This window comes from Candidatus Krumholzibacteriota bacterium, from assembly GCA_016931295.1.
Taxonomy (GTDB): domain Bacteria; phylum Krumholzibacteriota; class Krumholzibacteriia; order Krumholzibacteriales; family Krumholzibacteriaceae; genus JAFGEZ01.
Genome location: JAFGEZ010000015.1, coordinates 26,444 through 47,532, shown reverse-complemented (window position 1 = coordinate 47,532; position 21,089 = coordinate 26,444). Strand labels below are relative to the sequence as shown.

Annotated in this window: 17 protein-coding genes; 2 read left to right on the top strand and 15 right to left on the bottom strand. The window is 67.0% G+C overall.

Going from position 1 to position 21,089, the window contains the following annotated elements; translation table 11 throughout:
- Positions 1–108 precede the first annotated feature (108 nt).
- The 6 genes from JW876_04725 to JW876_04700 all read right to left on the bottom strand — a co-directional run bounded on the left by JW876_04725 (position 109) and on the right by JW876_04700 (position 8,462).
- Positions 109–1,659, bottom strand: coding sequence for a response regulator (locus JW876_04725; GenBank protein ID MBN1884810.1), 1,551 nt, complete (start codon positions 1,657–1,659; stop codon positions 109–111).
- A 15-nt stretch (positions 1,660–1,674) separates the two neighbouring features.
- Positions 1,675–3,465 (bottom strand): HD domain-containing protein, encoded by a 1,791-nt coding sequence (locus JW876_04720; GenBank protein ID MBN1884809.1) that lies wholly within the window; start codon positions 3,463–3,465, stop codon positions 1,675–1,677.
- Between the two features lie 16 nt (positions 3,466–3,481).
- Positions 3,482–3,724, bottom strand: coding sequence for a helix-turn-helix domain-containing protein (locus JW876_04715; GenBank protein MBN1884808.1), 243 nt, complete (start codon positions 3,722–3,724; stop codon positions 3,482–3,484).
- 54 nt (positions 3,725–3,778) lie between these two features.
- Positions 3,779–5,404 (bottom strand): hypothetical protein, encoded by a 1,626-nt coding sequence (locus JW876_04710; GenBank protein MBN1884807.1) that lies wholly within the window; start codon positions 5,402–5,404, stop codon positions 3,779–3,781.
- A 2-nt stretch (positions 5,405–5,406) separates the two neighbouring features.
- Positions 5,407–7,398 carry a hypothetical protein gene (locus JW876_04705; GenBank protein ID MBN1884806.1) on the bottom strand — a complete coding sequence of 664 codons (1,992 nt, stop codon included), beginning with the start codon at positions 7,396–7,398 and terminating at the stop codon, positions 5,407–5,409.
- 260 nt (positions 7,399–7,658) lie between these two features.
- Complete coding sequence (locus tag JW876_04700; protein ID MBN1884805.1) at positions 7,659–8,462, bottom strand: hypothetical protein; 804 nt, start codon at positions 8,460–8,462, stop codon at positions 7,659–7,661.
- Between the two features lie 185 nt (positions 8,463–8,647).
- Between JW876_04700 and JW876_04695 the strand changes: the two genes are divergently transcribed.
- Complete coding sequence (locus JW876_04695; GenBank protein MBN1884804.1) at positions 8,648–9,415, top strand: hypothetical protein; 768 nt, start codon at positions 8,648–8,650, stop codon at positions 9,413–9,415.
- Positions 9,416–9,441: 26 nt separating this feature from the next.
- On the opposite strand, the gene JW876_04690 is transcribed toward JW876_04695, so the two are convergent.
- The 6 genes from JW876_04690 to hypF all read right to left on the bottom strand — a co-directional run bounded on the left by JW876_04690 (position 9,442) and on the right by hypF (position 16,974).
- Positions 9,442–10,296 carry an alpha/beta fold hydrolase gene (locus tag JW876_04690; GenBank protein ID MBN1884803.1) on the bottom strand — a complete coding sequence of 285 codons (855 nt, stop codon included), beginning with the start codon at positions 10,294–10,296 and terminating at the stop codon, positions 9,442–9,444.
- Positions 10,293–11,009, bottom strand: coding sequence for an epoxyqueuosine reductase (locus tag JW876_04685; protein ID MBN1884802.1), 717 nt, complete (start codon positions 11,007–11,009; stop codon positions 10,293–10,295). Before JW876_04685 ends, JW876_04690 begins: the two co-directional genes overlap by 4 nt.
- A 25-nt stretch (positions 11,010–11,034) precedes the next feature.
- Positions 11,035–12,501: an IMP dehydrogenase gene (guaB, locus tag JW876_04680; GenBank protein ID MBN1884801.1), complete on the bottom strand. Its 1,467-nt coding sequence runs from the start codon at positions 12,499–12,501 to the stop codon at positions 11,035–11,037.
- Between the two features lie 156 nt (positions 12,502–12,657).
- Positions 12,658–13,461 carry a histidinol-phosphatase HisJ family protein gene (locus JW876_04675; GenBank protein MBN1884800.1) on the bottom strand — a complete coding sequence of 268 codons (804 nt, stop codon included), beginning with the start codon at positions 13,459–13,461 and terminating at the stop codon, positions 12,658–12,660.
- A gap of 142 nt (positions 13,462–13,603) precedes the next feature.
- The gene (gene hypE, locus JW876_04670) at positions 13,604–14,617 is read right to left on the bottom strand and encodes a hydrogenase expression/formation protein HypE (GenBank protein MBN1884799.1); all 1,014 of its coding nucleotides are present in this window, start codon (positions 14,615–14,617) and stop codon (positions 13,604–13,606) included.
- Positions 14,614–16,974 carry a carbamoyltransferase HypF gene (gene hypF / locus JW876_04665; protein ID MBN1884798.1) on the bottom strand — a complete coding sequence of 787 codons (2,361 nt, stop codon included), beginning with the start codon at positions 16,972–16,974 and terminating at the stop codon, positions 14,614–14,616. The genes hypE and hypF overlap by 4 nt, the downstream gene beginning before the upstream one ends.
- 211 nt (positions 16,975–17,185) lie before the next feature.
- Here hypF and JW876_04660 point away from each other — a divergent pair, with 211 nt between their 5' ends.
- Positions 17,186–17,806, top strand: a complete 621-nt coding sequence (locus JW876_04660; GenBank protein ID MBN1884797.1) for an MgtC/SapB family protein — start codon at positions 17,186–17,188, stop codon at positions 17,804–17,806.
- Between the two features lie 105 nt (positions 17,807–17,911).
- Here JW876_04660 and gltA read toward each other — a convergent pair whose 3' ends face one another.
- From gltA to JW876_04645, 3 genes are all read right to left on the bottom strand, one after another.
- Positions 17,912–19,351, bottom strand: coding sequence for an NADPH-dependent glutamate synthase (gene gltA / locus JW876_04655; GenBank protein ID MBN1884796.1), 1,440 nt, complete (start codon positions 19,349–19,351; stop codon positions 17,912–17,914).
- A 37-nt stretch (positions 19,352–19,388) separates the two neighbouring features.
- A complete protein-coding gene (locus JW876_04650) occupies positions 19,389–20,213 on the bottom strand; it encodes a sulfide/dihydroorotate dehydrogenase-like FAD/NAD-binding protein (protein ID MBN1884795.1) in 825 nt (274 codons plus the stop codon).
- Positions 20,214–20,461: 248 nt separating this feature from the next.
- Positions 20,462–21,082, bottom strand: coding sequence for a T9SS type A sorting domain-containing protein (locus tag JW876_04645; GenBank protein MBN1884794.1), 621 nt, complete (start codon positions 21,080–21,082; stop codon positions 20,462–20,464).
- Between the last annotated feature and the right edge of the window lie 7 nt (positions 21,083–21,089).

Genomic DNA, 21,089 nt, shown 5'->3' with positions numbered 1-21,089 from the left:
CCGGGTCGGGCCTCGGCGCGTCCCCGCTTCGTCCCGTGCCCATACGAAAAACCGGAAGGGGAAGCCCTTCCGGCAATCGCGTTCACACCGTATGCGCGGGTGTCGACGTTACGCCGGCTGCATCTGCCGGATCTTGCCTTTCCGCACGATCTCCTCGAGATAGGAGACGATCGAGAGGTCGAATTTCTCTCCCTGCTTCTTCAGCTGGCGGAAGGCCTCGTCGAAATCGAATGCTTCACGGTAGGGACGGTCGCTCGTCATCGCGTCGAAGGAATCGGCGACGGCGACGATGCGCGCGCCGAGGGAGATCTCGTTGCCGTCGAGCTTGTCGGGATACCCGTTGCCGTCCAGTCGTTCGTGGTGATGCCGCACGAGATCGCACGCGTCGGAGAGGAAGGGCATGTCCTTGATGATGTTCGCGCCCACCTCGGGATGACTGCGGACGATCTCCCATTCGTTCTCGGTCAGTTCCCCCGGCTTGTTGAGGATGTCCTCGTACACGCCGAGCTTGCCGATGTCGTGCAACGCGGCCCCGAAACTCACGATCTCGCGATCGCGCTTCGAGAGCCCCATCTCCTCGGCGATGAGCGTCGCGTAGAGGGCGACCCGCTCCGTATGACCCCTCGTGTACGAGTCCTTCGCCTCGATCGTCGAGACGAGCACCTTGATCGTCGAGAGATACGTCGACTGGAGCTCGAGGTAGAGGCGGGAGTTCTCGAGGCCCGTCGCCGCCGACCGGCAGATCGACTTGAAGATGTCGTCGTCCGAGTCGGTGTACAGCTGCCCGTTGATCTTCGCCCCGATGAAGACGATCCCGAGCAGCTTCTCCTTCACGATGAGCGGGTAGCAGCGGCTGAAGCCGAGGTCCGCCATGAACCTCGCCTCCTGCAGCGCCTCGCCGGGAATCGCCGCGTCGTCGAGGTCCGCGATGTCGTCGATCCCGCGGAGATATGCGGCGAGTCCGCTCGTCCGGGCGAGCCGCACGGTGTGCAGGACGTTTTCCTGGACCCCCTTGCCCCCGCCGTAGGTGAGATACTCGTCCCGGTCCTGCGCGGCGTAGAAGAAGACGACAGAGGAGAGACCGAGCTGCCCGATCACCGTGAGGGCGAAGACGTGGATCAGCTCGTCGGGATCGAGGAGGCGGTTGAGGTCCTGGCTGAGACCGAAGAGCGTCTGCATGTCGAGGACCTTCTTCTTGAGCTCGCGGTTGATCCGCATGTAATCCGCGTGCCCCTTCTGCACCTCGTCCTCGAGGATCAGGTTTTGCTCGCGCAGACCGCGGCGATGGCTCGCCTGCGAGATGAAGTTCTCTACCTTGAGATGGATCTCCTTCAGCGAGAAGGGCTTCTTGATATAGTCCTGCGCGCCGGAGCTGAAGCCGCGGAGCATCTTCTCGTGGATCGTGTCCGCCGAGATCATGATGATCGGGATGTCGCGGTGGATGTCGCGGGACCGGATGTCGTCGCAGACCCTGAAGCCGTCCCTGCCGGGAAGCATGACGTCGAGCAGGACGAGATCGGGCTGGAACTCGTCATACTTGCGGAGCGCCTCGTCGCCGTCGTGCGCGCACTCGGTATCGTAGCCCTTGCCCCTGAAGGACTCGGTCAGGATTTCCACGACGTTGGGATCGTCGTCGACCACGAGTATGCTGACGCTCACGAAGTTCCCCCGAGGCTATCGGACCGACGAGTCGGCACAGACCGACTGCGCGATCTCCCGTTCCATGATCCGCGTGAATCCCGCGACGATCTCCCGATCGTAGCGGAGGCCGTAATTCTCCCTGAGGCTCTCGATCGCCTCGCGCTCGGTGAGGGCGGGACGATTCGGCCGTTCGTGGATCATCGCCGCGTAGCTCTCGACGACCGAGATGATCCTCGATCCGAGCGGAATCTCCTTGCCGCGCAGACCCTGGGGATATCCCTCGCCGTTGAAGCGCTCGTGGTGCGTGCGGACGATATCGACGACGTGGTTGTTGAATTTCATGCCCTCGAGCATCGCGGCCCCGTCCTCCGGGTGCCGCTTGATGATCTCCCACTCGTCGCGCGAGAGTTCCCGCGGGCTCCGGACGATCAGGTCGCTCACCTTCACCATGCCCATGTCGCGGAGGACCGTCCCGTAGACGAGATCGGTGAAATGCTCTTCCGGGTACCCCACGTTCTTCGCGACGATACCGACGTACCGGGAGACGAACTCGCTCGTCCCCTTGAGCATGGTGTTCTCTTCGATGAGGGAGATGAGGCTCTTGACGATCCCCAGCGTGCGCGAGTGCTCGCGCTCGAACATCAGGGCGTTCTCGAAGGCTCCCTGGGCCAGGTTCACGAGGATCTGGATGAACTCGAAATCCTCTTCCTGCATGTCCCGGCCCCTGATGCGCCTGCCGAGGACGACGAACCCGGCCGTCCCGGACTGCGCGTTGAAGGGACAGACGTGCTCGAGCCCCTCGGCGGCGAGCGCCTCCCGCTCCGCCGCCGGTCCGCGGAAATCCGCGACCGTGCAGATCCCGCGCGGCGAGGAGCCGCGCTCGTCGGGCTCCGGCGTGAGCCGGAGATGCCTGATCGAATCGATATCGATCCCCTTCGACATGACCGGCAGGAACACGTCGCCGGACCTCTCGAAGAAGACCGCCGCCTCGACGCCGCCCTGGGCGATCGAGGTCAGCAGAAAGATGTCGAGCAGTTTCTTCTTGTCGCGGATGGCGTTGAAATCCGCGCTGATCGAGAAGAGCGTCTTCAGCTCGAGGATGCGGCGCTTGAGACTCCGTGATACGTCGGGCGACGCGGCATCCGCGCCCGCTCCGAAGGGAGAAAGCGGATTCTCGATCCACGCCGGCGGCCGATCGGCGCGGGCGCCGAAGATCTCGGTGATGATCCGGGGATCACTCGCTTCCCCCGGCGCATCCGCAGTCGGAGACGCTTCCCCGGCTTTCGTGGACGGATCCGGCGCAGCGTCGGCTTCCTCGACGGCGCCGTCGTAGGACATGAGTATGACGTCCCCGTTCCTCGCGGCCGTTTCGGCGACCGGCGCGTCCTCTCCGGCGCCGGCGGCCGCCTCCGCGGCCTGCGCGGGCGACACCGACGCCTCGGGCGCCGGCCGTGTTTCTGCGGTTGCTTCCCTGCGATCGGTTTCGGATGCGGCGATCGCGTCCTCGACCGACCGGTAGACGGAAACAGACGTGTCCCCGTCGAGCAGGAATTCGAGCACGACGCCGCTCGTGACGACGAAGGCCACGCGCCCGCCGTTCTCGGCGTACTTCGCCACGAAGTCCCGCAGGATCCGGGCGACCCCGCCGCCGAGCGACGACAATCCCGAGAAGTCGAAGACGACCGTGCGGAACGCCCGCTTCATGCATTCCGCCGTGAGCTTCTCGACCTTCAGGTTCTCGTGGAACCCCAGCTTGCCCTCGATCCGGAACAAAGCCAGGCCGGGAACACCGCTCTCGACCCGATCGAATTTCGCCTTCGACATGAAACTCTCCCCGGATTCACTCCGAGATCTCGACGAGCAGATCCTCCTGGGCGAGCCATCGATCGAGAACGCTCCTGAGGAACCGCCATTCGCTCCCGACCTTCTTCGCCGGAATCTTCTTTTCCTTGGCAAGACGGCAGACCGTCTTCACGTGCATCTTCAGGTACTCGGCCGCCTCGACCGACGTCATCACCTCGCATGCGTCGTCATGTCCACCGATGATGATGCTTCCGTAATCGCGCTGATGATGTTTTACCATGACAACCTCTCCGTGCTTCGCCCCGCCCGGTCCGCGGGGACCGGACGCATGCCATTATCCGAAAGCACGCGGAACCGAAACTTCCTCCACCGCACGCTCCACGTCCCCGCCGCCGGCGATGGACGCCGAGCCGTCGATCGCATCGGCTGTCTCCTCGAGACAATCGACCCTCCGGAACACCGAGACGGGGTCGAGGACCGGGTGCTCCGCTTCCCCTATGTGGAGGAAGCGCCGCGTGAGCGAGACCCAGTCCTCGTCCGTCAACTGATCCCGAACGGCCTCTACGCGCGAACCCTGTCCGCGCACGGGAATACCGACGCGTTTCTCGGCGAGTCCGAAGACCATGACATGGTCTTCGCCGCCGCCGACCGGCAGTTCCCCGTCGCTCAACTCGTCCATGCCGAAGATCGGTATGCGCGAGCCGGCGAAGGAGACGTACGTCCTGCCGTTCTGTCGTTCCATACCCTCGGGGTCGAGCCGCAGGAACGTCTCGATCGATCGGCAGGGAACGGCGATCTCTCTCCCGCCCGCCGTGACGACCACGAAATCGGCCGTCCCGCCGGCGTAGGGGAATGTGAACTTGAACCGTGCGGTCCGCCCGCGGTCCGGTTCGACCCAGAGAAGCCCGCCGCGCCGTTCGATGAGGCCGCGCACCTTGCGCAACCCGGGATAGAACGCGAGGGCGTCGCAACTGTCGATCTCCGAGTCGCACAGTCGATCCGGGCCGTTGTCGCGGACCTTGCAAGAGAGGAACGAGCCCTCCCTGGTGATCTCGACGACGGCCGCCAGCTCGACGCCGTTCCGGTCCTCGACCATGCTGAACGAATCGTACACGCAGCTCTCGAGCAGCACCGCGAGGTCGGACGCGTATTCCCGCTCGATCGAGAAATAGTCCGAACGCGTCTCGAGGGCTGCCTTCCATCCGCGAAGCCGCCCGTGCAACCTGATGAAGTCCTGCACGCCGTCGAGGACGGTCGTGCTGGAAACCTTCGCGACGAACGGACGGTCGCGATTGCCGAGCCGCCTGATGATCTCCCCTGCGAGTCCGAGGAAGAACTCGCTTTCCCCGAAGGCGAGCTCGAGGTTCCTCACCGTATCGTCGCCGTGGGGATTCTCCAGGTGTTCCCTGAAGTTGTCCCGGACGGCACCGAGACAATCCATGAGCCGATCGATCGTGACGAACCGGTCCGTGGCGCTCCCGGCCGTCTCGCCCTCGTCGACCGGGACGGGGGTGAAACGGATCGACGTTTCGCCGCCGTCGCTCGCCGGCGCCTCCCCGAGAAGGATCTCCGTCTCGCGGCGGATGCCGTCGAAGGCGGCCGGGCAATCGACGGAATCGATCTCGCCGGCCAGGATCTCCGCGACCACCTGTTCCTCCGCCTCGACGATTTCGGAGACGATCTGCGACAGTTGCTCGTCCCAGTCCCTGCCGCCCCCGGCCGCGCCCTCGATCAGGCCCCGGAACATCTCGAGCGTCGCGCTCCAGGCGTCGAGGCCGAGCATGCGGGCGCTCCCCTCGAGCAACCGGGTGGCGAGACACGCCTTTCGTATCATCGACTCCTCGATCGCCGTGCCCGCCGGCATGGCGAGAAGGTCGCTGAGCTTTTCGATGTGGTCGTTGACCTGGTCACCGAACAGCCGCTTGTTTTCCTCGTTGAGTTCGATCAACTTGTCGTCCACCTCTATCGCTGCGTCTGTGTTTCTTCGGTGTATTCGACGGCACCGAGTTCGAACAGGTCGTGGACGGGCTCCCCGCCGTCCGTGGCCGTACCGGAACGCTCCTCGACCGCCGGCTCGTTCTGCGCGGCCTCCGCGGGATCCCCGCCAATGCCGTCGACCGGGATGTCGAAGGCTTGATCGCGATCGACCTCGACGTCGACGCGAACCCGCTCCCGTCCGGGCATCTCCATCCATCCCTCGCCCCCGCCGACAGCCGGCGGATCCTTTGAAACCGGTTCCGCGGCCCGGGCGCTCTCCTGCTCCGGCGCGGCGGCCGGTTCGCCGGCGAACGGCGCGTCGTCCGCGGTCGCGGGCATCGGGGCGGGCGTCCGGTCGACGGGCTCCTCGCCCGGCTTCCCGGTCGCCCGGGCGCCGAACCCGGCCGCCTCGACGATCCGCTCGAGCGAGATCTCGTTGAACGCCTCGTGGGAACGACTCGTATCCATCGGTTCGGTCGTCTCGTCGAAGAGCCTCTCCTCGACGGCTGCGGGTTCCGCCGGCTCGCGCACAACCGTCTCATCCGCCGGCTCGCGCCCGGCGGACGGTTCCCCGTCGGCGGCCGGTTCGCTGTCGCCGCCGGCGAACATGCCCGTGAACCCGCCGACGTTCTGCCACGACTCGCCGTGGTCGATCACGAGATCGTCCTCGGGGGTCTTTTCGTGCTCGCCCGCGCCGTAGTTGACGAAGTCGCCGTCGCTCCGGGAGGGAGCGTGGTCATCCGTCCCGGCCTCGCCGTCCATCCAGTTCCGCAGGAAACTCCCGACGTCCTCGATCTCGCCGGTCAGCGAGCAGACGCGGTCCTGCAGTCGCATGCTGCTCTGCTCGATCCGGCCGGAGATGTCGGCGATAGACGCCCGCATCGAACCGCTTTCGTCCGGCGCCGCCGCCCGGGACGCGCCGGTTCCCGCGCGCGCCCGCTGGAGGGCGTCGAGCATGCTCTTCGTCAGTCCGGCGACGGTGCCGCCGAGACGGCGGAACCGCTCGGCGGTCGAGCGGGCCTTCTCTGCGAAGGCGGCGAGCTCGTGCTCGTCGACGGCGCCCCGTGCCGCCATGAGCGCCAGGTTCAACGCGATCCCGTTCGTTTCCTCCGAGAACTCGTTCAACACGCCGCCGCCCTGTTCGATTCCGCGGAGAGCGGTCTCGATCTCGTCGAGGCAACGCGCGTCGACCGGGCCGGCCGACGTTCCGGGGGTCTCGTCGAGACGTGCAGAGACGCCGTCGAGCTCGCCGACGGCGCGCGCTATCTCGATCAGATCCTCGCTCGCTCCGCTCACCGACTCGAACACCTTGCCGTTCGTCAAAAGGACCCGCCCCACGAGACGGCGGATCTCCTCCTTATCACAGGTATCCCCCTCGTTTGCCGCCGACGCCTCCATGTGCTCCTGGATCCGCCTGAAGATCGGCGCCCACCAACGGCCGTCGATATTCGAATCGTCGACCGGCTCGCCCCGCAGCAGGGAATCGATCTCCATCTCGAAGTCGATCGACTTCGACTCCCGTTCCTTCTGCTCGAGCGCGCTGGAGATGTCGCGGATCTGGTCCCCGTAGTTCCGGAGCACCCGCTGCAGCTCGGGATACCCGGAAAGCTTGCCGATCTGAGCGGGATTGGTCAGGTCGTCGATGCTGTCGGCGAGCGAGATCATCCTCCGGTAGTCCTGGCCGGAGCTCAGATAGAACCGGTAGCGCCGCACCGCCGAGGCGACGACGAAATAGCTCAGCAGCGAAAGGCCGATGACCGCGGCGACCATCGGGTACATCTCCCGGAAGAATCCGAAGGAATCCAGGCGGAAACCGGGAAACCCCTCCGAGGGCGACAGCCAGGAGAACTCGACGCCGTAGACGTCCACGATGTAATACGTGACGCCGATGCCGGTCATCACCATGAGCAACGCGACGAGTGTCCCGATCTTCCACGGGGATGTGAGGACGGGTTTTCTCTCAGCGTCTCTTGCCACCGCTATCTCCTCTCGAACGGGGCGCGCGGATCCGGCGGGTCCGGGCGCTCGGATACACTGCATGCCATGTCGTTCCGGGATTTCGCAAGGAGCATGCCAAGGGTCGGTGAGGCACTATGTCGGGAAAACACAAACCCTTATGAGGAATATCGACACGCGGAAGCGGAAGGAGGGACAGAATTCGCCCTTCCTCGATGCGTTTTGCACGAGCAGAAGGCTACGCGGGGAGATGGCAAGGCATTATCGCGAAACGACCCCGATCAGGGCTTCTTGCGACAGAGCGGCGTGTAGATGCCCGGCACGCGGTCGACGAAGAGATCGTTGTTGCTCGTCACGCTCTTGTCGTCGGCCTGGGAGATGTCGATCTCGACCGATTTCAACGATTCGCTCCGATCGCCCGCCGTGAGGAGAAGGTCGCCCTTCGGGCCGATGATCTGGCTGTTTCCCGTGAAGGAGAGCTCGATCGTCCCCCGTCGCTCGGTGCCGATGCGGTTCGCCGTGACGGCGAAGACGCCGTTCTCGATGCAGCGCGTCTTCATCGCCTCCTGCCCCCATGGCAGCACGAGATTGCTCGGATGGCAGATGATCCGCGCCCCCTTGAGGGACAGCGCGCGCGCGACCTCGGGAAAGATCCAGTCGAAGCAGATCATGATTCCCGCCATGGTCTCCTCGGTCTTGACGATGGCGAGCTTGTCTCCCGGGGAAAAGAAGAGCTTCTCCCGGTCGAAGAGGTGTATCTTCTGATATACCTGCACCTTGCCCTTCCGGGAAACGTACACGGCGCTGTTGTAGAGCTTGCGGCCGTGCTTCTGGGCGATGCCGAAAACGATGTCGAGACCGTTCTTCTTGGCGATCTTCTTCATCTCGACCGTGGTGAAGCCGCCGGGGACCGTTTCGGCGAGCGAGGCGAGCTCCTCCCGGTTCTTGAAGAGATACCCCGTGTTGAAAAGCTCGGGCAGCACGACCAGGGCGTCATGAATCTTCGAGAGTAGCGTAACTGCTTTTCTCACATTCGTCTTCACGGCCCCGAACTTGGGCCGGGACTGCAGGAACCCGACTCTCATGGAATCCCCCTTGCAATCGGTGGGTAGGCGGAGCTCGATCGTCGGGAGCCATTATAACAGAACAGTCATATCGCCGGGCAAGGGTTTTTCCGGCGCTCCCCGCCGGGGGAGGGCGGCCCCTCCGTGGCATGGACCTTGCAGCCCGGAGCGGCGACGACACCGATGCGCTGCAACGGAGAGAAAACATGGCCGTTACCGGCACATATGCGGAGATCGGCGAACGGGCGTCCGCGGAACCCCGCCGGACCTACTTCTACATGATGAACAACCTGCTCTACAGCAGGTTGGAGAGCGGATTCCCCTCGAACGAAGACTGTTACGACGAGGACGTGAACGTCTACATCGCCGCGCTCCTCGCCGGCCTGGTCGACGGGCCCGGGCAGCAGCGGATTGCATCCCGCATGGTTCCGTGGGACATCGCCCTGTCGGAGACGGCCCGTTCGATAGAACATCCGCGCGGCAGGTACGATCTCTACCGGGCAAACGCCGATTTCCTGCTCCTCTCGATCGGGATCTTCGACAACCCGACGGGGCGGCGCCCCTCGTCGACGCCGTGGCTTTGCGCGAACCCCCGCCTCTACGCCGGCCGGGGCGCGGCCTACTACGCGATCGCAAGGGGTTACGCGATCGAGACCTTCCGTCGTCCGACGGCGATCAGCGACGTTCTCGGCAAGCTCGCCGACGGATTCGAGAAGTACGCGCACGTGCTCTCGCGCCTCAGGAGCGAGTATTTCAACCTCTACCGCCGCCTCACCGGCGGGGAGATCTACCATCTCGGCCGCGACGTCGACCGGATCGACGACCGGGCCCGGCTCGGGGAACTGCACGACCGGTTCCTCGACCTCTACTCGGCCCGGCGGACACGCCCCGCGCCTGAGATCGACCGCGACCTCCTCGCCGTCGTCGACGAGATCCGGTCGATCGACCCGACCTTCTCATTTTCCATGGAATGACGGACGCGCGTCCGGGCGGCCCGCGCCTACGCGCTTTTGATGAACTCCCCGACGAGCCGCGCGACCTCGCTCCCGTCCTCGCCGCGGACGATCACGTGACGGTCGCTGTCGAGGAGGAGGAACCGGTAGGTCTCCCCGGGCAGGGCGCGGCGCAGGTGATCGAAGCCGCGGCGCGAGACGATCGGATCGCGCGCGGCCTGCACGACGAGCAGCGGCGTCTCGATCCTGGCGAGGTTCGTCCTGCTCTGCTCCATCAGTTCGACGACGGTCGTCTCGCGCGGATAGCGGCGGCGGGCGAGAGCGGGCATCAGCCGCCGCAGGACGCGGAATCCGACGTATCGAAGGGAACGCCGCGGATAGAGGGCCGGCGCGATCAGGACGCCCCCGCGGAGAGGATGTTCCCGGAGAAGGTTCAGGGCCAGCGTCCCGCCGAAACTGAAGCCCGCGATCCACGTGTGGGGAAAGCAGGCGACGAGCGTTTCCACGGCGATCGACATCTCGGCGAGGCAGGCGCTCCAGCGATTGAGGTTGATCGCCCGGGCGTGCGCGGGATCGCTCTCCTCGGCGCCGATCTTCTCCAGCGGCAGACGCTGCGCATAGACGGAGAATCCCAGCCGGAAGAGGTGCTCGCCGAGACCGCGCATCTCATCAGGCGATCCGCCCGCCCCGTGCAGGAGGATGACGCAGTCCGAGTCGCTTTCCTGGAGCATGAGAAATGACCGGTCGACCTGCGGGATGCGCGCCCTGCGCTCGACGAAGAGCCGGCTTTCGTGGAAGAACCGGGCCAGGTCGCGCCGGTGCGCAGGCCCCGCCGTTCCGTCCTGGACGCACATGCGCAGTTCCCAGATCGACTGGTGCAGCTTCTCCAGCGTATTCTTCATGCTTTGCTCATCCCGCTTTCCGGCCCGGCGCCCCGGCAGACCCGGACGCAGACCCCGCAGATCATCGTGTTTATCTTCTCGCTCTTCGTGAACCGCCTGAGCTGAGCCGTGCAACGATCGGCGTCGAACCGCGAGGCGTCCTCGCCGATCGCCCCGGCCGGACAGGCGTCGATGCAGGCGCGGCAGGCGCCGCAGCCGGGCAGCGACAAATCCGCCCCTTTCGCGGGCAGCTCGAGATCGGTCAGCACGGTCACCAGGCGGAATTGCGCACCGAGACCCGGGTGGACGAGCAGGTTGTTGCGCCCCCGCCAGCCCAGCCCCGCCAGTTCCCCGATCTCGCGGTGCGAGAGGTGGGCCCGCAGCCGGTCCCAGTCGAGGATCTGCGACGCGGGCACGGGGAAGGCCCGCCGTCCCATCCGCTGGATCGTGCCCGCCGCGAGAAAGGCCGCCTGGTCGAGCGCGAAGTTCACCGTCCGGTAGTGGTAGTAGTAGGTCCACGTCGGGGCGGTCCGGCAGGTCTCGAGCGCCGGGCGGGAGAGTCGCATCCCGATGACGAGCGCGTATCCGAGCTCTTCCGTTTCGGCGCGCACCGCCTCGTGGACGTGCGCACGCGCCCCGGGCGTGAGAGCGGCCGACGAGAGAAGATCGACGCCGTGCCCGGCGAGCGCCCGCCGCAGCGTGTCGAGGTTGTCACGGGGCGTGGTTCCGCTCATGCCGGCCTGATCTCCCGCGGACGCCCTACGTGCTCGTCCGGTAGTTGGGAGCCTCCTTGCTGATGACGATGTCGTGCGGATGGCTCTCGCGGAGTCCCGCGTGCGTGATCCTCATGAACCGCGACTGTTTCTTGAGGGCCGCGATCGTGCCGCAGCCGCAATATCCCATTCCCGACTTCAGCCCGCCGACGAGCTGGTAGACGTTGCTCGCGAGGCTCCCCTTGTAGGAGACGCGCCCCTCGATCCCCTCGGCGACGAACTTGCCCTCGCCGACGCCCTCCTGGAAGTACCGGTCGCTGCTTCCCTTCTTCATCGCCCCGATCGAACCCATCCCCCGGTAGACCTTGTAGGCCTTGCCCTGGTGGTAGATGATCTCGCCGGGGCTCTCGTCCGTGCCGGCGAAGAGGCTGCCGATCATCACGCTGTCCGCGCCGGCGGCGATCGCCTTGGCGATGTCCCCGGAGTACTTGATCCCGCCGTCGGCGATCAGCGGCACGTCGGCCTTCGCCGCGACATCCGCGCAGTCCATGATCGCCGTGATCTGCGGCACGCCGATCCCGGCGATGACGCGCGTCGTGCAGATCGCGCCGGGCCCGATACCGACCTTGATCGCGTCGACGCCGAGCTTGATGAGGTCTCGCGCCGCGGTCGCCGTCGCGATGTTTCCCGCGATCAGCTGTATCCCGCGGAACTTGTTGCGGATCCGCTCGATCATCTTCATCACCGGCTCGGCGTGTCCGTGCGCGGTGTCGACGACGAGGACGTCGACGTGCGCGTCGACGAGCGCCCGCACGCGGTCCATCGTCCCGGCGCCGATCCCCACCGCCGCGCCCACGCGGAGACGCCCGCGCGTGTCCTTGCTGGAATGGGGGAAATCGAGCCGCTTCTGGATGTCCTTGAAGGTGATGAGCCCCTTCAACCGCCCCTTCTCGTCGACGACGGGGAGCTTCTCGATCCGGTTCTCGTGGAGGATGCGCATCGCGCGATCGAGTTTGATCCCCTGCGACGCCGTGATGAGTCCCTCCCTGGTCATCACCGAATCCACGCGGACGTCGTCGCGCTCGATGAAGCGAAGGTCGCGATTCGTGAGGATGCCCACGAGAACGTCGCCGTCGACGACCGGGAGCCCCGATATGTGATACCGGGCCATGAGTTCCTTGGCTTCCCGGACGAGCATGTCCTGCGACAGGGTGACCGGGTTGACGATCATCCCGCTCTCGCTCCGCTTCACGCGGTCCACCTGCTCGGCCTGTTCGTCGATCGAGAGGTTCTTGTGGATGATCCCGATGCCGCCCTCCCGCGCGAGGGCGATCGCCAGCTGCCATTCCGTCACGGTGTCCATCGCCGCGGAGACCACGGGCATGTTCAGCCGTATCTTGCGCGTCAGGCGCGTCTTGACGTTGACTTTCTGGGGGTGGACACGGGATCTGGCGGGGACGAGGAGCACGTCGTCGAAGGTCAGGCCTTCCTTGAGGATCTTTCTGTCCTTCACATGCCACGAAGGAGCCGGGCGGCTCCCTCTCCCTCCTCTCGGTTTTCGGCTCCGGCGGTTTCCACCGTTCGTTTCCGTCGTGCGAGAAACATACCCCGCCCCCCGGGGGCTGTCAAGCGCTTGTCCGTCTCGCGGGAAGGTTCGGGAGCAGGCGATTCACTTCGCCGCCGGAACGGGCCGAAGGGCGAGGCGCCGCCGGTCGAAGACCGCCGTCTCGTCGATCCCGACGGCGGCGAGAAGCCGGTAGGCCTCGTCGAAATCGCGGCCGACGTCCGCGGGGCTGTGCGCGTCGGAACCGAGCGTGACGGGCACGCCGCGCCTGGCGCACGCGGCGAGCATCGCGGCGTCGGGATAGATCGAGCCGGCGCGCCGCCGGAGTCCGCCCGTGTTCACCTCGATCGCCATACCCCTGCAGGCGAGCCGCTCGGCGACGCTCTCGTAATCCGCCACGGGCGTGCGCGCCGGGCGGAAGCGTTCGCGCTTGATCGCGTCGGGATGGGCGAGGATGTCGAAGAGCCCCGTGTCGACGAGCCGACGCACCTGCTCGAAATAGCGGGGAAAGGCCTCCTCGGGATCGGCCGTCTCGTAGCGGGGAAGCCCCTCGCGGCTCGTGAAATGCCAGTCGCCGAGGAAATGGATCGACCCGAGGACGTAGTCGAACGGCCAGGCGTCGAGCAGGCGGCGCGTGGCATCCTCGTGTCCCTCGAAGAAGTCCGCCTCGATCCCCAGCTTGATCGAGATGCGGCCGCGGTATCGTTCCCGCAGCGAGAGGACCGTCTCGACGTAGCGGGGAAGATCCTCCTCGAGCATCGCGTGGTACGGGTCTGGATCGACGACCTTCGGCAGATGCGCGCTGAAGCCGATCTCCACGAGGTCGCGGCCGAGCGCCGCCTCGACGTACTCGCCGAGCGTTCCCGAGCCGTGGCCGCAGAAGTTGCCGTGCAGGTGGTAGTCGATCATACCCGGAAAGATAGGACATCACCCGACCCGGGGCAACCGCTTCCCCCGCCGTTTGCCGGCTGCCGACACTCTCGCCCCGCGGGAACGAGATCCCCCCGCACCTGCTCCGCGACTGCCCCCGTGTCGCCATCGAGATCGCCGGTCAGCAGATCCTCGGCAGGATATCCCCGTAGGGCAGATCGACGACGCGCTCGCCCCCGAGACCGGTTTTGAGCACGACGAGCCCCGGCTCCTCGTCGGTGATCCGGCCGATCGCCGCCGCGTCGCGTCCGAGCTCGTGCCCGCGCATGGCCTCGACGACCGCCCCGGCGGCGGCCGGATCGACGATCAAGACGAACTTCCCCTCGTTCGCGATATGGAGCGGATCGTACCCCATGAGCTCGCACCCGCGGCGAACCGATTCGCGGACGGGGATCTTCGCCGACTCGACACGCACGCAGACGCCGGCGTCGACGGCGATCTCGTTGAGGACGGCGGCGAGCCCGCCGCGCGTCGCGTCGCGCATCGCGCGCACGACCCCCGGCCGGGCCTCGAGGAGCGGAACGATGAGCGAGGAGAGCGGCGCCGTGTCGCTCTCGATCTCCCCGCCGAACGCGATCCCCTCGCGGACGCTGAGAAGGGCCAGTCCGTGGTCGCCGATCGTGCCGCTGACGATCACGACGTCCCCCGGGAGCGCATTGGCCGTCGACACGTCGACGCCGGGCGGGATCTCGCCGATGCCGGCGGTGTTGATGAACAACCCGTCCGCCTTTCCGCGCTCGACGACCTTCGTGTCGCCCGTGACGACGCGCACGTCCGCCTCGCGCGCCGCGGCGTCGACGGATGCGGCCACGCGGTCGAGCACCTCGATGTCGAGGCCCTCCTCGACGATCATCGCGAGGGAGATCCACCGGGGCCGGGCGCCGCAGACGGCGAGGTCGTTCACCGTGCCGCAGACGGCGAGCCGCCCGATGTCGCCGCCGGGAAAGAAGAGGGGGCTCACCACGTACGAATCCGTGGTGAAGGCGATCCGGCCGCCGGGCAGATCGATCAGCGCGCTGTCCTGCATCGGCCCCTCGCCGCCGAACCGCCCGGCGATGCGGCCGATCAGCTCGTGCATCAGGACGCCGCCGCCGCCGTGGGCCATGAGGATGCGCTCCCCGTCCCGTTCCTTCATCGCTGTCGCTCCTTCCCGGGGACGTCCGCGGCCCCGTCCTCCCCGTGCGCGATCATCGCCGCCGCGGCCTGCAGTTGTCCGAGAGAGACGCCCCCGTCGTTCGGGGGGACGATCGCGTGCCATCGCCAGTCGAGTCCGTCGCCGGCCGACAGGGCCATGACGTCCTCGCAGAGCAGCCGGTTCTGGAAAACGCCGCCCGAGCAGACCACCGTGCCTCGGTGCGTGGCGGCGGCGAGTCGGCCTGCCGTCTCGACGATCATCGCCGCCACGCCCCGGTGGAACCGGCGAGCGATCGCCGGCACGGAAACGTTCCGGTCGATGTCGGCGGCGACCGCGGCGACGACCGGCGTCGGATCGACGACGATCGGCCCCGTCCCGGAGGATCCGAACCGGTAGAGCCCCCCGTCGTTCGACTCGAGGGCGGCGGCCTCGAGGGCGACGGCCGCCTCGGCCTCGTAGCTCACGCGCGCGCCGAGATCAAGCATCGACGCGACGGCGTCGAAGAAACGGCCGATGCTCGAGGTGGGAATCGCGTTCACGCCGCGGTCGACGAGCTCGAGGATCGTCTCCACCGGCGCGTCCGGCGGGATCCCCCATCTCCCGAGGTCGTCGCCGGCCAGCGCGTCGCCCCGCCAGCGCCGGAGATGAACGAGGGCCATCCGCCACGGCTCGCGGATCGCCGCCTCGCCGCCGGCGAGCGGGACGACGGCGAGATGCGCGAGACGCTCGAAACGGTGGAACTCGGCGAGGAGGAACTCCCCGCCCCAGAGCGTCCCGTCGGTCCCGAACCCCGTCCCGTCGAAGCAGACCGCGACGACCGGATCGACGATGCCGTGCTCGACCATCACGCTCACCGCGTGGGCGTGGTGATGCTGGACGGCGAAGGTCGGCAGTCCGAGCTGGGCCGCGAAACGCGTGGTGAAGTAGTCCGGATGCATGTCGTGGACGACCGCCTCGGCCGAGATGCCGAGGATGCGCTCGTACTCCTCGAGCTCTCCCCGGTAGTTGCGCTGCCCGCGCCAGTCGCCGAGATCGCCGAGGTGCGGCGAGAGGAAGGCGCTTCCGCCCCGCGAGAGCGCGAACGTCCCCTTCTCCTGCCCCCCCGTCGCCAGGATGCAGATGGCCGGGGGCATCGGGAGAGGCACCGGCTCCGGCACGAATCCCCTCGCCCGCCTGATCGGCACGGCCAGCCCCCCCGGCGCGAAGACGATCGAATCGTCGCACTTGTGCGCGATCGGCCGGTCGTTCTCCAGCGCCGCGTCGGCGATCGGTCCCAGCAGGCCGGCGATCTCCTCCTCGGTGGAGATGAGCGGCTCGTCGGAGAGGTTCGCCGAGGTCATGACGAGCGCGTCGAAGGTCTCCATGAGGAGGTGATGGACGGGCGTGTAGGGCAGAAAGGCCCCGATGCAGGCGTTGCCCGGCGCGATCGATTCGGGCAGGTGGTGGTCGCGCCGCCTGAGGATCACGATCGGCGCCTCGGGCGAGAGGAGGAGCGCCCGTTCCGTGTCGCCGATGCGGCAGTACTGTTCGGCGACGGAAAGATCGCGGAACATGACGGCGAACGGCTTGGCCGGACGGCTCTTGCGCAGGCGGAGGAGCCCGACCGTCTCTCCGCGGTCGGCCCGGCAGGCGAAGTGGTATCCGCCGAGCCCCTTCACAGCCACGATGAACCCCGCCTCGAGCAGCCGTCGTGTCTCGGTCACGGGATCGCCGTCGAGCTCCCGCCCCTCCTCGCCGACGAGAAAGAGACGCGGCCCGCAGTTCGGGCAGGAGATCGGCTCGGCGTGGAAGCGTCGGTCGCCCGGGTCGGCGTACTGGCCGCGGCACAGTCCGTCCATCTCGAAGCGCCGCATCGTCGTCAGCGGACGGTCGTACGGCAGCCCCTCGATGATCGTGAAACGCGGCCCGCAGTTCGTGCAGTTGATGAAGGGGTAGCGGAACCGCGGATCGGCCGGGTCGCGCATCTCCCGAAGGCAGTCGGCGCAGACGGCCGTGTCGACGGGAAAGAGGGCCTCGGCCCGGCCCGGCTCCTCGCTCTCGAGGATGACGAACCGCCCGCCGCCGGCCGGCGGGACGGCTTCGGCGTCGAGTTCGTCGATCCTGGCGAGCGGCGGCGGCTCGCCGAGCAGCCGAAGGGCGAACCGGTCGACGCTCTCGCGCGGCCCCTCGACCTCGATGACGACGCCGAGGCGCGTGTTCCGCACGAATCCGGCAAGATTTTCCTCGACGGCGTAGCGGAAGACGCTCGGGCGGAAACCGACGCCCTGCACCCGCCCGCGCGCGACGAGACGCGCCCGGACCGTCCCGCCGCCGAGTTCCAGGCCGTCGGCGATCCCCTGCCAGTCGGTCCTGTCCATGCCCGCTCCCGCGGCCTCCACCCTGAGGCCCGCCCGTGAAAGGGAAAAACCGTTGCAAGAATAGCCGCGTCGGGTATCCTTTACCAGAGAAAACGCCCCGGCCGTCCGGCCGGTGGCGGGGCGGGCAGGCGGCGCGGCGATCATCGGCCGCCCGCGGGAACCGGGAAAGGAAACCGTGATCGAGGGAACACTGACCGACTACATCGTCAGGATGCTCGTCGCGCTGCTCGTCGGCGGCGCGGTGGGGCTCGAACGGGAATTCGCCGGCAAGCCGGCCGGCATCCGCACCAACATGCTGATGTGCATCGGCGCCTGCATCTTCATGATCATCTCGATCGAGACGGCGCGGGCGACCGGTTGGGTCCACGATCCCGCGCGGATCGGCGCCCAGGTCGTCACCGGCGTCGGGTTTCTCGGCGCGGGCACGATCATCCGCTCCCGTTTCCACGTGACCGGCCTCACGACCGCGGCCACGATCTGGGTGCTGACCGCCCTCGGGCTGTCGATCGGCGCCGGCCGGATCCTGATCGCCGTCGCCGGCGCCTTCTTCATCACCCTCACGCTCGTCTTCGTCCGCTTCATCGAGAAGGCGCTCCGGCGTCTCCGGGCGACGCACGTCATCCAGCTCAGCCTCGACGAACGGCGGGGGATCATCGGATCGATCCTCGAGATCTTCACCGGCCTGAACATCATCAGCGAGGCCCGCGACGTGAACAGGACGGGCGAGACGTGGACGGCCGTCTTCGAGTACGCCACTTCGAGGCGCCGGCACGAGAAGCTCCTCGCGTCCCTCTCGAACCTTGACGGCGTCACCGATATCACCGAGATGTAGCGCCGGCGGGGGCCGGGCCGCCGGACGGACCGGGCGCCGGCCAGAACGGAAACGGCCGCCCGTCGCCGGGCGGCCGTCGTCGTTCGGTATCGATCGCTTTCTCCGCTACCACGTGCCGGAGGAGAGGTATTCGTTGATGGCGGCGGCCGCCTTGCGCCCCTGCCCCATCGCGAGGATCACCGTCGCCGCGCCGAGCACGATGTCGCCGCCCGCGAAGACGCCCTTCTTGCTCGTCTTCATCGTCTCCTCCTCGACGGTGATGTTCCCCCACCGGTTCGTCGAGATGTCGGGCGTCGTGTCGGGGATCAGCGGGTTCGAGGAGTTGCCGATCGCGACGATGCACGCGTCGATGTCGATCGTGAACTCGCTGTCCGGGATCGGCTTGGGCCGGCGGCGTCCCGAATCGTCGGGCTCGCCGAGCTCCATCCGGATGCACTCCACCTGCCGCACCCAGCCGTTGTCGTCGCCGATGAGTCTCGTCGGGTTCTGGAGAAGCATCAGCTGGACGCCCTCCTCCTCGGCGTGGTGCACCTCCTCGACCCGTGCCGGCATCTCGGCGCGCGACCGCCGGTAGACGAGGTAGACGTTCTCCGCGCCGAGGCGCAGGGCCGTGCGGGCCGAGTCCATCGCGACATTCCCGCCGCCGAATACGGCCACGTTGCGCGCTTTCACGATCGGCGTGTCCGTCTCGGGGAAGGAGTACGCCTGCATCAGGTTCGCACGGGTGAGATACTCGTTCGCCGAGTAGACGCCATTGAGGTTCTCGCCGGGCATGCGCATGAACATCGGCAGCCCCGCGCCCGTCCCGACGAAGACGGCGTCGAATCCCTCCTCGCCGAGCAGCTCGTCCACGGTGAAGACCTTGCCAACGACCATGTTGTTCTTCAGTTCGACCCCCATCTTCCGGAGGTTCTCCACCTCGCGCATGACGATGCGCTTGGGAAGACGGAACTCGGGGATCCCGTAGATGAGGACGCCGCCGGGCTTGTGCAGCGCCTCGAAGATCGTGACCTCGTGGCCGGCGCGCCGGACGTCCGCCGCCACGGTGAGGCCGGCGGGGCCGGAGCCGACGATCGCCACCCGCTTGCCGGTCGCGGAAGCGACCACGGGAACCTCGGCCTCGCCCTCGGCGGTTTCCCAGTCGGCGGCGAAGCGCTCGAGCTTGCCGATCTGGACGGCCTTGTCGACGGACTTGAGGCTCTTGCCGACGACGCAGGCCTTCTGGCACTGCTCCTCCTGCGGGCAGACCCGCCCGCAGACCGCCGGAAGGATGTTCGTTTCCTTGATGACGTTCACGGCCCTGCGGAAATCGCCGTCGTGGATCGCCTTGACGAAGGAGGGGATATCGATCTCGACCGGGCAGCCGCGCACGCAGGGGGCCTTCTTGCATTGCAGGCAACGGGTCGCCTCGGTGCGAGCCTGCTCCTCGGAGTAGCCGAGCGGGACCTCCCTGACGTTGCGTACCCGCTCCTTCGCGTCCTGCTGCGGCATCTCCTGGGGCGGAATCTGCAACCGTTCCTTCGGTGTGAGGTTGTTATCCGTCATGTTCCGTGCGGCCCGCGCGCCGCGTCCTCCTTCTCGTCTACTCGGTCTCGAGACGCTCCATCGATTCCTTTTCCTGCGACTCGTACGCCTTGAGCCGCTTCATCATCTCGTCGAAATCCACCTTGTGCCCGTCGAACTCGGGACCGTCGACGCAGACGAACTTCGTGTCGTCGCCGACGGAGACCCGGCAGGCGCCGCACATGCCCGTGCCGTCGACCATGATCGTGTTGAGGCTGACCAGGGTCCTGATATCGTGCTTCTTCGTGAGCAGGCAGACGTACTTCATCATGATCGGCGGTCCGACGGCCACGACGAGGTCGATCTCGAGCCCGTCGTCGATGAGCCCCTGGAGGGCGTCGGTGACGAGCCCCTTCTGGCCGGCCGATCCATCGTCGGTCGTGACGATCACGCGGTCGCTCGCCGCGCGCATCCGCTCCTCCATGATGACGAGATCCTTCGTCCGTCCCCCGAGGATCGAGATCACCTTGTTGCCCGCCTTCTTCATCCCCTGGGCGATCGGGTGGCTCGGCGCGATCCCCACGCCGCCGCCGATCATGACGACGGTGCCGAAGAGCTCGATGTGCGTCGGCCGGCCGAGCGGGCCGACGAGATCGCAGATTTCCGAGCCGACCTCGAGCGTCGAGAGGACCTTCGTCGACTTGCCGACGATCTGGACGACGAGCTCGATCCAGCCCGCCTCCGCATCGGCGTCGGCGATCGTCAGGGGCACCCGCTCGCCGCTGTCGCCGGTGCGCAGGATGATGAACTGCCCGGCCAGGCGCTTCCGCGCGATCTCGGGAGCCTCGACGCGCATCCTGAAGACGGTCGGCGTGATGAATTCCTTCTCGAGAATGGTGTTCATGCCGATCACACGATCCTTTTCGCTAATAGTGACAAGAAGATACGGGACCACCCACGGCCGCCTGGCGGCGGCCTCGCAGCGGACGGACGCCCCGACACCGTTTCAGATATTGCACATAAAGCATTATCATCTAGCAAATATCTTCGTTGCAAATCAAGGGTTTTCTTGCCGGCAGACGGAACGGGCCCGGCGGCGCGAGCCGCCGGGCCCGTCGGGGCCCCGGGGCCCCGATGCGCTTCGATTTCCGGCTACCGGAGAAGGATCATCTTCTCGGTTCTCGTGATGGCGCCGGCCTTGATGCGGTAGAAGTAGATGCCGCTCGCGGCCCGCCGCGCGTTCCACTCGATGTCGTGGATACCCGCTCCCATCGGCCCGTCGACGAGGGTGGCCACGCGCCGGCCCGTCACGTCGAAGATGTCGAGCCGGACGTTTACCGCGTTCGGCAGCCCGAAGCGGATCGTCGTCACCGGGTTGAAGGGGTTGGGATAGTTCTGTCCGAGGAAGAAGCTCGTCGGCGTATCGTCGGCGGCGAGCATCCCGCGCCCGCCGGCGCCGAAGACGGTGCCGCTCTCGCAGGCGCGCGTCTCGACGTTCGCCGCCGAGTCGTACGCGTAGCCGCCGAGGACGACGTCGCCGACCTCGAAGCAGAAGTCAGCGACGGTCGCCTTCGCCTTGCCCGTCGTGAAGTAGGCCACACCGTCGGAGCCGGTCGCGGCGGACATCGTCGAGGTCCTGATCGCGTTGAAGGCCCCGGAGACCGTCGCCCCCGCGACGGGCGAGCCCGCCGCGTCGACGATCGTCACCCACGCCTCGCCGGTGACGAAAGCGTTCTTCGTGATCCTGCCGACGGCGATGCCGTCGACGTGCATCGTGAGA